Origin of the sequence: Pseudomonas sp. W22_MBD1_FP4 (genome assembly GCF_052113765.1) — a bacterium.
Lineage (GTDB): Bacteria > Pseudomonadota > Gammaproteobacteria > Pseudomonadales > Pseudomonadaceae > Aquipseudomonas > Aquipseudomonas sivasensis.
Window position 1 is genome coordinate 1 of sequence record NZ_JBGQOI010000024.1, and the last position, 12,754, is coordinate 12,754.

Sequence of the window (12,754 nt, forward strand, 5' to 3'; positions counted from 1 at the left end):
TTTTGATCTGAAATCGCCCCGTCAACCACGATGGCCGGCATTCCGGCCTTTACAAAAGTGACCCGTTGTAAGAGCGGAACCACTAGCCGCCGTTACCCAAATAACGGATATGCACCCCAAAAAAAACCGCACATCTGAAGCAAGCCCTACCCCATTCAGGCCTTCACCAATCTCGAAGCCAGCGCCTTGGCCTGAAGCGCCACATCCGTCACCGCCGTGCTTTCCCACCACATCCCGCGCAATGGCGGGCCCATGGCAAACAGGCGTTCACTGACCTGCCCCTGGGCATCCAGGACTGCGCCGGACACATCCGCCGCAATCCCCAACGCCAACGGCCCAGGCCTGATCAACCCGCGTTTGAGCAACTGCTGCGGCAACGGCCGGGCCACGCGGCGCCAGTCGTATTCGATGCCGCTGGAGTTGATCAGCGCTGCCCCCGACACTTGGGTGATCGCCTGTTCGCCTCGATAACGCAAGCGAATGGTTACGCCCTCGCCCGAAGGCTCCAGCCCTTTGAAAGACGCCGCTTGAATCCGCAAGCGCCCTTCCTCATGCAGCCGCGCTACCAACTCTGCGCTCAATGGCGGCGAGCGGTGGTGATGGCTTTCCCACCAGGGCCGCACATGCCGCACGAACTGACGTTTCTCCCGCTCGCTGGCCTGGCTCCACAACCGGCCGATATGGGCACGCACGGTGTCCAGCGGCGACTGCCAATCGATGCCCTGCTCCAGCGCGATCCGGCATTGCCGACGCACTTCGCGCAGCAACTGCCGAGGGCTGCGAAGGCCGTGGTCAGCGGCAAGAAAATCCTCCCAAGCCGGCGGTTGCCGGCGCACATGGGGCAACAAACCGTGGCGTGAGAAAACGTCGATAGGTCCGCGATGCCCGGCCTGTTCCAGGGACACCACCGCGTCGACCATGGTCAGCCCAGAACCGATGATCAGCACCCTGGACTGCGGGTCGAGTTGGGTCATGGCCTGCACATCCCACGGGTCCACCGCCGCGGCGTTCAAGCCGCTGGATTCGGTTTGTGGCGTGCGCGCCGCCGGGAACATGCCGGTGGCCAGTACGGCAAACGCACCGCGCAGTTGCTGGCCGTTGTCGAGGGTCAGCAGGGTTGAATCCGCGTTCACTTGCAGGTCGACCACTTGCGCCCTGACATGCTCCACCGTGGAAGCCGACAACACCTTGGCCTCAGCCAACCGTTGCTGCGCATACAGGCCAAAAATCCCGCGGGGCGGGAACAGTTCGCTGATGGGCACGTGCTGCTGGTCCGACTCCGGCCAGCCGCCAGCGCCGATGTAGTCAGTGAGCCATTGAGTCAGGTCATCGGCATTGTCCGGGTCAACACTCATGCGTGCCGCGTTGCCGTTCAGGGTGTGGCCCAACTCCACAGCGCTGTAGGCCTCGCCACGCCCGAGCTCGGCGCGCGGCTCGATCACCAGGATCCGACGCTGACCACCTAGACGCAGCAGTTGCACGGCCAGCATCGTCCCACTCAGGCCGCCGCCGACGATCAGTACATCAGCGTTGCGGATGGATTCACTCATGCAGGTTCGCCCTTACTGTTTACCCAGGTAAATATCATGCAAGTCACCCCGCGCCAGCAATTCAGCGGCGCTGCCGCTCAAGGCTACGCGCCCAGTATCCAGCACGTAACCCTGGGACGCATAGGTCAGCGCGACGTTGATGTTCTGCTCGGCGATCAGGAAGCTCACCTGCTGCTCGCGGTTGAGCTGCGCGATGATCTCGAAAATCTCCTGCACGATCATAGGCGCCAAACCCATGGATGGCTCGTCGAGCAGTACCAAAGTAGGACGAGTCATCAACGCACGGCCGATGGCGACCATCTGCTGCTCGCCGCCCGAGGTGAGCCCGGCGCGGGTGTGGCGCTTGGTCTTGAGCCGGGGGAACCAGGCGTAGATGCGCTCCAGGTCGTGCTCCATTTCCTTGCGGCTCAGGCGTCGCACAAAGCCGCCGCTGCGCAGGTTGTCTTCCACCGTCAGTTGGCCGAACACATGGCGCCCCTCCAGCACATGCACCATGCCCTGGCGCACGCGCTGGCTGGGGTCGACATCCGCCAGGTCCTTGCCTGCGTACTCAATCACACCTCGGCTGACCTCGGCGCGCTCGGCCCGCAACAGACCAGAGATGGCCTTGAGGGTGGTGCTCTTGCCGGCACCATTGGCACCGAGCAAAGCGACAATGGCGCCCTTGGGCACGCTCAGCGAGACCCCGGCCACCGCCAGGATTGCGCCGTCGTAGATCACTTCAATGTCATTGACCGTCAGCAGTGACGCGCTTTCGGCTTCAGTGGCAGGCTGGCTCATGGCTTATTCATCCCCCGTGCAGGTGCGTGGCGTGAGGCCTTTTTCCTTGGCGAACGCGGCGGATTTTTCATCGATCAACGGGCGCAGCAGCCCACGGTCGGCAGCGATCCATTCGCTGACCAGCGTCCAGTTGGCGCCGTCCCATTGCTGCACGCGCGCAGAACCGCCGCCTTCATGGTCGCGGCATGACAGCTTGAGGTTCTGCATCAGGCCCAGGTAACCCATGGCCTTGAGGCGTGCGTCGTCGATATTCAGGTGTTCCAGGCCCCAGCGGCCTTCTTCACCATTGAGTGGACGCTTTCCGAACTTGGCCTGACCGGTGCGGATCGCCTCTACGGCCACGGCCGCGTTCACCAAGCCGGAGTTGTAGTACACGCTGCCGAAGTTTTTCAGGTCCTTGAGGTCGCTGTGGCCCTTGTCGAGGATGTATTGCTTGAGGCGTTTGTGGATCTCAAAATCGGCGCCGGCCGGGTATGGCGTCAGCGCCAGGTAGCCCTTGGCGGCAGCGCCAGCGGGCAATACGTCTTCGCTGGAACTGGCCCAGATGTCGCCGATGATATGGTCAACCGGGAAGCCGAAGCGCGCGGCGGTCTTCACCGCCACCGGCGTCGACACGCCCCAGGTGCGCAGGAACACCCAGTCCGGGTTGGCCTGGCGTACCTGACGCCATTGCGCGGACTGTTCATTGCCGGGGTCAGCCACCGGAATCTGGATATTTTCAAAGCCGTATTTCTCGGCCAGCAATTTCAGCGGGCCGAGGGTTTCGCGCCCATAGGCCGAGTCGTGGTAGACCGTGGCGATCTTCTTGCCCTTGAGTTTGTCGAAGCCGCCTTCGCGCTGGGCAATATAGTTCACCAGGGTCGAGGCTTCGCTGTAGAAGGTCAGCATCACCGGGAAGTTGTAAGGGAACACCGTGCCGTCGGTGGCTTCGGTGCGACCGTACCCGAGGGTGATCAGCGGGATCTTGTCCACCTCGGCCCGCTCGCTCAAGGCATACGCCGCCGGCGCGCCGTTGGGCTGATACACCGCGACCGGCGCGCCATCCAGGCCATTCTTGAAGCGCTCGTAGCACTCGATGCCCTTCTCTGCCGTCCACTCGGTCTCGCATTCCTGCCACACCAGTTTCACGCCATTAATGCCGCCTTCGACCTCGTTGATATAGCGCAGGTAGTCGATCATCCCGGCCCACACCTGCACGCCGCTGGACGCGTAGGCGCCCACCCGGTAAGTCGCCAGGGGGAAGAACTGCTGGTCGGCCGAGGCCATCGCCTGGGGTACGGCAGCGGACAACGCCGCCAACGCAAAAGCCGCACTGACCAGGGATCGTTTTAAGGATGCACGCATGGAAATTCTCTTATATAGGTCAGAAACGTAGGGGCCACTGACGCAGCCGATCGCGAAGGTTGTGCAACAGGCGAATCAAGCCCTCGGGTTCCTTGATCAGGAACACGATGATCAACACGCCAAAAATGATTTTCTGCAGATTCTGCAACTGCCCCGCGTCCACCGCGCCGCCGAACAGCGCTTGCCCCGCGTGGCTGAGAAAGATCGGCAGCAAGCTGATAAACGCAGCCCCCACGAAGTTGCCGGCGATGCTGCCCATGCCACCGATAATGATGATGAACAGGATCTGGAAGGAGCGATTGATATCGAAGCTGCTGGCGCTGGCCGTGCCCAGGTAGGCAAACGCCCACAGCGCGCCGGCGATGCCGAGGTAAAACGAGCTGACCGCAAACGCCAGGCGCTTGTAGCGCACCACCGGGATGCCGACCACGGCGGCAGCGGTGTCCATGTCGCGGATCGCCATCCAGTTGCGCCCCACTTGGCTGCGCACCAGGTTGACGGCGGTCCAGGTCAACAGCAGCACCGTGACCAGCGTCAGCCAGTAGCGGCCCAGCGGCGTATTAAGGTCATGGCCGAACAGCGCCAGTTTCGGCGCCGAGATAGTCCCGGACGATCCGTAGTTGTAGAACCACGGGAATTTGACGAACAGCCATTCCAGGAAAAACTGCGCGGCTAACGTAGTGACCATCAGGTAGAAGCCTTTGATCCGCGAGCTGGGCAACCCGAACAACAGGCCGACCAAGGCGCTGATAATCCCGCCGCCCAGCAATGCCAGCGGCAATCCCAGCTCCGGCAAGCGCAGCAGAAATCCGTAGGTCGCGAAGGCGCCGACCGCCATGAAGCCGGCCGCGCCCACCGAGGTTTGCCCGGTGTAGCCGGTCAGCAGGTTCAAACCCAACCCGGCCAGCGACAGCACTAGAAACGGGATCAGGATCGCATTGAGCCAATAGTCATTGCCCCACAGCGGCACCACGATAAACGCCAACGCCAGCAGGCCGAGCAGGCCCCAGGGCACACGTCGCGGGACCAGCAACAACGGCGCGGTTTCTTGAGCAACAGGGATCGACATGGTTTCAGACTCGCTCAATAGCGCGCTCGCCGAACAGGCCGGCGGGACGGATATACAGGAAGGCCAGGGCCAAGACGTAGGCGAACCACGGCGTGATGCCGCCGCCGATCAGCGGGCCGATATACACCTCAGCCAGGTTTTCCGCAGCGCCGACAATCAGCCCGCCGACAATCGCGCCACCAATCGAGGTAAAGCCGCCGATGATCAACACCGGCAAAGCCTTGAGCACCACCAGCGACAGCGAAAACTGCACCCCCTGGCGCGCGCCCCATAACAGCCCGGCCACCAGCCCGACAATGCCGGCCACCGCCCAGACGATCTGCCAGATGCGGTTGAGGTTGATGCCGATGGACAGCGCCGCTGTGGTGTCATCCGCCACTGCGCGCAACGACACACCGATGCGGGTCTTGTTGAACAGCAGCGCGAGCACCGTCACCAGCACCACGGCAGCCGCTGCGGCGATCAGGTCGAACTGGCTGAGCATCAGCGGGCCGACAAACAGCGGCACGTCGTCGATGCCCAAGTCCAGGGCGCGCACTTGCGCCCCCATCAAGCCCTGGGCCAGGCCTTCGATAATGAATGACAAGCCGAGGGTGGCCATGAACAGGGTGATCTGAGAGCGGTTCACCAGCGGGCGCAGCACCAGGCGCTCGATGAGCAACGCGCCGACGATCATCACGATCACCGTCAGCAGCAACGCGAGGGCAAACGGCACGCCCTGGTCATGCAGGCTGACAAAGGTCAACGCCGCAAACAGCAGCATCGCGCCCTGAGCAAAATTGAACACACCGCTGGCTTTGTAGATCAGCACGAAGCCGATGGCGACGAGTGAATACATCGTGCCGGCGAGCAGGCCGCCAAGCAGGGTTTCGAGGAAGAAGGTCATCAGTGTACGGCTCCCAGGTAGGCGGCGATCACCTCGGGATTGGCCTGTACTTGCGCCGGCGTGCCGTCGCCGACCTTGCGCCCGTAGTCAAGCACCACCACGTGGTCGGACAGTCCCATCACCACGCCCATGTCGTGTTCGATCAACACCACGGTGGTGCCGAGGTCGCGGTTCACGTCAGCGACGAAGCGCGCCATGTCCTGTTTCTCTTCTGCGTTCATCCCGGCCATGGGTTCGTCGAGCAGCAACAGGCTAGGTCCGGCGATCAGTGCACGGCCCAACTCCACACGCTTTTGCAGGCCGTAGGACAGGTTGCCCACCAGCACATCGCGGTGTGCTTGCAGCTCAAGGAACTCAAGAATGCCTTGGCCCCGCTGGCGAAAGGCCGCGGCCTCGCGGCGCGCGCGTGGCAAGCCGAGGGCCTGCTCGATAAAGCTGCTGCGCATGTGCCGCGACAGGCCGGTGAGAAGGTTGTCGAGCACGCTCATTTTTTTGAACAGCGCGTTGTTCTGGAAGGTGCGGCCAATGCCTCGGCGCGCGGCGCCCAAGGGGTCGATGCGGTGGAAATGTTGCTGTTCGAAGACGATCTCGCCGGCGTCAAAGCGATACACGCCATTGAGCACATTGAGCAACGAACTTTTACCGGCGCCGTTAGGGCCGATCAACGCGCAGATCTCGCCGCGCTGCACGTCAAAAGACAAGGCATTGATGGCCTTGACCCCTTTGAATGACAGCGAGATATCGCGCACCTGAAGAATAGCGTCGCTCATGCGATATCCCGTTTGAGTTCAGCCAGCCACACGGGCTCGGCAGTGGATTTGAGTGGCTGCCAGATAGAGGCCAGGCGCTGGAAACCCAGCAGTTTGCGTACACGGTTCTTTAGTAAACGGCGCAGTCCGCTTTGAGGGTGGGCGATGGCCCAGTCGCACAGGCGTCGGCGCCAGGTGCCGCGGGGTGCAAGGCGGCTTTCGATCTCATCGGCCAGGTGCCGCAAACGCTCCGGCGACAGCAGCAAGCCGGTGGGCGCCACTTCACTGCGATCGCGCTGCGCCGAGGCAAGGCTTTCCGGGAAGGCCAGGCCGTGGCCGCTGCTCAGCCATTGCTCCAGCAGCACCGCCAGACCGCCTTGCCAATGGGTGCCCTCCTCGCTCCACAGTGCGGTTTCGCCGGAGGGTTGCCACCAGCGCTGCAAATGCTGCGCAGGCTCGACCGGGCCGAGCAATTGGGCGAAATCCAACCGCTGGGTGAACGTCCAATCGCGCTGACGACCTTGAGCGTAGGCGTGGCTGGGATGCATACGCCACAGGTGTTGCTCCAGGGCCTGCGGCTCAAGGTCATCGGCCAGCGTCAGCACTTGCGCGCCGACGGAATGGGCCGCCAACGCCAGCAACAGCAGGTTCGGCTCAAAGGCGCCGCTGAGCACCAAGCGAGACTGTTCACTTAAACCTTGCTGGCGCAAACCATCGGCCAGGCGCTCGACGTCGCGCAGGGTGTCGATCCAGCGCCAGGCATACCACTGGCCCTGGCGCTTGTGGCGCAGAGCGATGTGCAACGGCGTGAGTTGTGCCCAGCGTTGCAGGTGTTCCAGGAGGGCCTTGGGTTCGAGCACGCTCATAGGTGTTTGCTCCTATTGGGAGGTGTGCGTGCGGTGGTCCGCTGGCTTGATTATTTGGATCGACACGGGACAACTGTGGGAGGGGCGGTGCGACGATTCGACTTGCTCCCGATGGCGGTGGGTCAGTTAGACCACCTTTGACTGAGCCACCGCTATCCGCGGCAAGCCCCCTCCCACATTGGATTTATGTGCATTGGAAAGATCGCGATAGCTGGCGCCCGGGTGGTTGGCTCCCAGTCGCGCACCGTCGCCAAACAACTTCTCGCGCAACGTGCCTTCGGCGTATTCGGTCTTGTACACCCCACGCTTCTGCAACTCCGGCACCAGCCATTCCACAGCGTCGATAAAGGTTTCGTGGGTCAGCGCATAGGCCAGGTTGAAGCCGTCGACGTCGGTCTCTTCGACCCATTCCTGCAACAGGTCTGCCACCGTCTCCGGACCGCCGACAAACAGCGGACCGAAGCCACCGATGCCGACCCAGTCCGCCAGTTCATTCGGCGTCCAGACTTTATTCGGATCGGCCGTGGAGAAGGCTTCCACCGCCGATTGAATGGCGTTGGTGTGCACATGCTTGAGCGGCTCATCCGGTTTGAACTGGCTGAAGTCGATGCCGGTCCAGCCGGAGATCAGCGCCATCGCGCCTTCGTAGCTCACATAGGATTTGTAGTCGTCAAACTTGGCTTTAGCCTTGGCGTCCGTTTCGTCGACGATCACCGTCTGCAAATTGAAGATCAGGATTTTCTTCGGATCACGCCCGGCCTCGGCCGCACGACGGCGGATGTCGGCAACGGTTTTTTTCAGCAGCACCTTGGACGGCGCGGCGACGAACACGCATTCGGCCTGCTCGGCGGCAAACTGCTTGCCACGGCTGGACGCGCCGGCCTGGTACAGCACAGGCGTGCGCTGCGGCGACGGCTCGCACAGGTGAATGCCGGGCACCTGGAAGTGTTTGCCGACGTGTCGGATCTCGTGGATTTTGCTCGGATCACTGAAAATCCGCCGCTCGCGGTCGCGCAGTACCGCGCCCTCCTCCCAACTGCCTTCCCAAAGCTTGTAGCAAACCTCCAGGTATTCCTCGGCGTAGTCGTAGCGTGCGTCGTGTTCGGTCTGGGCTTTCTGGCCGAGGTTCTTGGCGCCGCTTTCCAGGTAGGAAGTGACGATATTCCAGCCGATACGGCCCTTGGTCAGATGGTCCAGGGTCGACAGCCGACGCGCGAATGGATACGGATGCTCAAACGACAACGAAGCGGTGAGACCAAAGCCCAGGTGCTCGGTGACCAACGCCATCGGCGCGATCAGCGACAACGGGTCGTTGACCGGCACTTGGGTGGCCTGGCGAATCGCCGCATCACCGTTGCCGTTGTACACATCGTAGATGCCCAGCACGTCAGCGATAAACAGACCGTCGAACTTGCCGCGCTCCAGAATTTTCGCCAGATCGGTCCAGTACTCCAGGTCCTTGTACTGCCACGAACGGTCACGGGGGTGCGCCCACAGGCCGGGAGATTGATGGCCGACGCAGTTCATGTCGAAAGCGTTCAAGCGGATTTCACGGGACATCACAGCACTCCGTTGAGGTGGTAGTTGCCGACAATCTGGTATTTGTTGCGCAACGGATCATCCAGGGTCGACGGCAGCGCGGTGCGTTGCCCGGTCAGTTCAAATTCCGCGTTACTGGCGGCGATGAGGGCTTCGGCGGCGGCGATCTGCGCCTCGGTGGCGGCCACCGGGCTCGGGTGGGTTTCGGCGCGTTCGAGCAAGGCAGCGGCCACATCCACACGGATCTGCAAGTCGCCGAAGCGGCTGATCACATAGGGGTCAGCGCTTTTTTCGACATGGCGGCGGGTGCTGTCCAGCAGTTGGCGCGCGAGATTCAAGGCAGTCATGGGTCAGGTTCCTCAGTTCCAGGCGTGGCGCGCAGGTTTCACGCCGTTGAGCACGAAGTTGCCGATCAGGTGGTATTTCCAGCGGGCCGGGTCGTGCAGGGTGTGGGTGCGCGCGTTGCGCCAGAAGCGGTCGAGGTTGTGCTTGGCCGTGACCGAACGGGTGCCGGCCAGTTCGAAGAGTTTGCTGCTGGCGAGCAAGGCGGTTTCGGCGGACAGCACCTTGGCTTGGGCGACGATCAGCGAGGCGTTGGCCACGGTGTCTTCGTTCGGTTGCGCCAAGGCTTGGTCAACCGCGATGCCGGCCTTGGCGAGGATCGCTTCGGTGCCGTGCACGCGCCATTCCAGATCGCCGATGGCGGCGATGGTGAACGGGTCTTGCCAGCCGTGATCCTGCTGGCTGTCGATCCAGGGACGGGCCTGGCGCGCGAAGATTTTTGCCTGTTCAAGGGCGCCGAGGGCAATGCCGGTATCAACTGCGGCCTGGATGATTTGCGAAATCGGCCCGTCGGCCGTGGGTTGGTCAAATGCCAGGTGGGCGGGAATCACCGCGCTCAAGGGCACAGTCACGCCGTCGAGGGTCACGCCGCCGCTGGCGGTGGTGCGCTGGCCGAAGCCGTCCCAGTTGTCGATCACGGTCAGGCCTGGCGCGTTGCGCTCGACAAAACCAATGAACGCCTGGCCCTTTTCGTTATTGCCCACCGTGGGCACGATATGGGCGAACAGTGCGCCAGTGCAGTAGAACTTTTCACCGTTGATTTGCGCGGTATCACCGTGAAACCGGATTTGGGTGTCAAAGGTGCCGGCGTTTTTGCTCTTGGCCTCGGAGAAAGCATTGCCGAAGCGGTAGCCCGCCAACACCTTGCCGAAGTAATAGCGCTTCTGCTCCTCGGTGGCGGTTTGCAGGAGGATGTCGACGACACCCAGATGGTTCTGCGGGATTTGCCCCAAGGACGGGTCTGCGGCGGAGATCAATTTGATCACTTCGGCCACGGTGACATAAGACACACCGGCGCCACCGTAGGCCTTGGGAACAGTGATGCCCCACAGGCCGCTGGCGGAGAACTCGTCGAGTTCGTCTACCGGTAAGCGACGGTCGCGGTCACGCACGCTGGCATCGACGGCGAAGCGTTCGGCCAGGCGCGTGGCGACCTCGATGGCCTCCGCGTCCGAGCGGATGATATGGGCAGGGTGTTGAGGATGGGCTGACATGGGCCGACTCCAGGCTCCAGGGATATGCAGGAGCTACAGCAGGAGTCGTGCCACATGAAAAATAACTTTAAAAACAATGAGTTAAATTAAAAGCTCGCAAAGAACGGGAGCGCTGTCATACAGCAAACTGTCTAGTCACTGTTCACCTGCAAACAGTAACGTATGGAACACGCTCTATGCAGGGGTGCGAGGAGCCCCTTCGACAATGTACTTATCAAGGTCCGATTTATAAGGCGGCGAAAGCCCTTCCACGTTAAAACTCACATAAACGAGGGGCGTGAAAAAAACCGGTTTTGCAGTCCACACGGGAATTTCCAAGGTTTCTACCGATTTAACTTCAACCCTGAAGTGACTGGAGCCATTCCCCTCAATCTTCCCAATGATTGTTTGACCTATGCTCATGCCAACGAACGGTTGGATAACCAATTTGAGCTCTTCAGCCTCCACATCAGCATATTGGACGACACCGCCCTGTGATGGCTCCAGGGATGGTGCGGGGTTCACCAGCACGGGGGGTTGTTCGTCTTTCATGGTGCATCCTCCAGTGATTGATTAAATCGCCGCCAACCAACCACTTCCGGGCAGTGATGCCATAAACCTATGCCCGGCACATGAGACAAACAAGCTGTGAAACTTGACAGGTGCTCAGCAGCATCTTTGTAGACAAGGCCGCTAAATCACCACGTTGCGCACAAAGCGCACGGCGACCTCGCTATCGTTGCGATAGGCGTGGGGCTGGTGGCTGGCGAACATGAAGAATTCGCCGGCGCCGATGGTGTTTTCCTGGTCGCCCACGACCAGCGTCAAGCTACCCTCAAACACAAACAGCTGCTCGCTCCAGCCTTCCAGGTCGGGGTCCGGGCAATAGCGATCACCGGGTTCGAGGCGCCACTCCCACAATTCAACCTCGCGCCGCGCGGTGGCCTTGGCCAGCAATACCGCCTTGCTCCCGGCAATTTCACCGGCCCAGGCCAATTCGTTGATGCGGCTGTGATCACGTACGTCCGGAGCCTGGATCAGGTCGCTGAAGGCTACGTCCAATGCTTCGGCCACGCGGTCCAAGGTGGACAGGCTTACGTTTTTCTCACCCGCTTCGATGGCCACCAGCATGCGCCGGCTGACCCCGGACTTTTCCGAGAGCGCGGTCTGGCTCAGGTCGGCGGCGTGGCGCAGGCGACGAACGTTTTGGCTGACGTGCTGCAGGACCGAGGCCCGTTGTGGATTTTCTTTGTGCACTATATTGCTCAATAGGTGGGTGTGCGCAGTATACTGCCCAGCGTGCGGCGCATTGTGCGGTCCGTACCTTTCCCTGTGCAAGACCGAGCCGCCATGACCACCGCCAAAACCCCTTCGCGTTTCAACCGCTTCAGCAAAGCCGAATGCATTCTGGTGTTTATCACCATGATCTGGGGCGGCACCTTTTTATTGGTGCAGCATGCTATGACGGTGAGCGGTCCGATGTTTTTCGTGGGTCTGCGCTTTGCGGCTGCGGCCATCGTGGTGGGTTTCTTCTCGTTGCGCACGCTGCGCGACCTGACCTTGTTTGAATTGAAGGCCGGGGTGTTTATCGGTGTGGCGATCATGTTTGGCTACGGCTTGCAGACCATCGGCCTGCAGACGATCCTGAGCAGCCAGTCGGCGTTTATCACCGCGCTCTACGTGCCGTTCGTGCCGTTGTTGCAATGGCTGGTACTCGGCCGTCGCCCTGGGTTAATGCCGAGCATCGGCATCATGCTCGCGTTTGCCGGGTTGATGCTGCTGACCGGGCCTGCGGGGGCTTCGCTGAATTTCAGCCCAGGTGAAATCGCGACCTTGATCGGTGCCATTGCGATTGCGGCGGAAATCATCTTGATCAGCGCATTTGCCGGTCAGGTGGATGTGCGCCGGGTGACGGTGGTGCAATTGGCCACAGCCTCACTCCTATCGTTTTTGATGGTGGTGCCGATGGGCGAGGCGCTCCCGGGGTTTTCGTGGTTGCTGCTTTTCAGCGCCGTGGGCTTGGGCTTGACCAGCGCGGTAATCCAAGTCGCGATGAACTGGGCGCAACAGAGTGTTTCACCGACACGAGCCACGTTGATCTACGCCGGCGAGCCGGTGTGGGCCGGTGTGGTGGGGCGGATTGCCGGCGAGCGGTTCCCGCCGATTGCGATGCTGGGGGCGGTGTTGATCGTGGTGGCAGTGATTGTCAGCGAATTAAAGACGAAGGGGCAGAAAGCGCTCGCGTTGGCTGAAGAGCTGGAGCAAGAGCGTCAGAATTGAGGTTCGTTTTTTGGAGTTGCCTCGCAGCCCTGCAGGAGCATACGCCCTCGCCACAGGGGTAATTCCAGCCTAATGAAACAATGCCAAATGGGAAGTTTCAGCCTACCTTGTAGGATCCTGCCACATCTTGCCGTTTGGTGATCATCAAAGCGGCAC

The 12,754-nt window shown here is 61.5% G+C and carries 13 protein-coding genes; 1 reads left to right on the plus strand and 12 read right to left on the minus strand.

What is annotated here, in order from left to right; all coding sequences use genetic code 11:
• Positions 1 to 155 precede the first annotated feature (155 nt).
• From ACEN2T_RS24795 to ACEN2T_RS24850, 12 genes are all read right to left on the minus strand, one after another.
• A complete protein-coding gene (locus tag ACEN2T_RS24795) occupies positions 156 to 1,550 on the minus strand; it encodes an FAD/NAD(P)-binding protein (protein WP_442117724.1) in 1,395 nt (464 codons plus the stop codon).
• Between the two features lie 12 nt (positions 1,551 to 1,562).
• Positions 1,563 to 2,330 carry an ABC transporter ATP-binding protein gene (locus tag ACEN2T_RS24800; protein WP_442117725.1) on the minus strand — a complete coding sequence of 256 codons (768 nt, stop codon included), beginning with the start codon at positions 2,328 to 2,330 and terminating at the stop codon, positions 1,563 to 1,565.
• 3 nt (positions 2,331 to 2,333) lie between these two features.
• Positions 2,334 to 3,674, minus strand: coding sequence for an ABC transporter substrate-binding protein (locus tag ACEN2T_RS24805; RefSeq protein ID WP_032889756.1), 1,341 nt, complete (start codon positions 3,672 to 3,674; stop codon positions 2,334 to 2,336).
• A 19-nt stretch (positions 3,675 to 3,693) separates the two neighbouring features.
• Entirely contained in the window at positions 3,694 to 4,743 is a 1,050-nt protein-coding gene (locus tag ACEN2T_RS24810; protein ID WP_181639988.1) for a branched-chain amino acid ABC transporter permease, read from the minus strand.
• A gap of 4 nt (positions 4,744 to 4,747) precedes the next feature.
• Positions 4,748 to 5,629, minus strand: a complete 882-nt coding sequence (locus ACEN2T_RS24815; RefSeq protein WP_442117726.1) for a branched-chain amino acid ABC transporter permease — start codon at positions 5,627 to 5,629, stop codon at positions 4,748 to 4,750.
• Positions 5,629 to 6,399 carry an ABC transporter ATP-binding protein gene (locus tag ACEN2T_RS24820; RefSeq protein WP_032889762.1) on the minus strand — a complete coding sequence of 257 codons (771 nt, stop codon included), beginning with the start codon at positions 6,397 to 6,399 and terminating at the stop codon, positions 5,629 to 5,631. The genes ACEN2T_RS24815 and ACEN2T_RS24820 overlap by 1 nt, the downstream gene beginning before the upstream one ends.
• Positions 6,396 to 7,244: an acyl-CoA synthetase gene (locus ACEN2T_RS24825; RefSeq protein WP_181643823.1), complete on the minus strand. Its 849-nt coding sequence runs from the start codon at positions 7,242 to 7,244 to the stop codon at positions 6,396 to 6,398. The genes ACEN2T_RS24820 and ACEN2T_RS24825 overlap by 4 nt, the downstream gene beginning before the upstream one ends.
• 126 nt (positions 7,245 to 7,370) lie before the next feature.
• Positions 7,371 to 8,804 (minus strand): LLM class flavin-dependent oxidoreductase, encoded by a 1,434-nt coding sequence (locus ACEN2T_RS24830; RefSeq protein ID WP_032889765.1) that lies wholly within the window; start codon positions 8,802 to 8,804, stop codon positions 7,371 to 7,373.
• On the minus strand, positions 8,804 to 9,130 hold the full coding sequence (locus ACEN2T_RS24835; protein WP_032889767.1) for an acyl-CoA dehydrogenase: 327 nt from the start codon (positions 9,128 to 9,130) through the stop codon (positions 8,804 to 8,806). Before ACEN2T_RS24835 ends, ACEN2T_RS24830 begins: the two co-directional genes overlap by 1 nt.
• A gap of 12 nt (positions 9,131 to 9,142) precedes the next feature.
• Positions 9,143 to 10,339: an SfnB family sulfur acquisition oxidoreductase gene (locus ACEN2T_RS24840; RefSeq protein ID WP_032889769.1), complete on the minus strand. Its 1,197-nt coding sequence runs from the start codon at positions 10,337 to 10,339 to the stop codon at positions 9,143 to 9,145.
• Positions 10,340 to 10,513: 174 nt separating this feature from the next.
• Entirely contained in the window at positions 10,514 to 10,870 is a 357-nt protein-coding gene (locus ACEN2T_RS24845; protein ID WP_032889770.1) for a hypothetical protein, read from the minus strand.
• A gap of 141 nt (positions 10,871 to 11,011) precedes the next feature.
• Positions 11,012 to 11,575, minus strand: a complete 564-nt coding sequence (locus ACEN2T_RS24850) for a helix-turn-helix domain-containing protein (protein ID WP_442117727.1) — start codon at positions 11,573 to 11,575, stop codon at positions 11,012 to 11,014.
• Positions 11,576 to 11,668: 93 nt separating this feature from the next.
• Here ACEN2T_RS24850 and ACEN2T_RS24855 point away from each other — a divergent pair, with 93 nt between their 5' ends.
• Positions 11,669 to 12,598: a DMT family transporter gene (locus ACEN2T_RS24855; RefSeq protein ID WP_442117728.1), complete on the plus strand. Its 930-nt coding sequence runs from the start codon at positions 11,669 to 11,671 to the stop codon at positions 12,596 to 12,598.
• Positions 12,599 to 12,754: the final 156 nt, after the last annotated feature.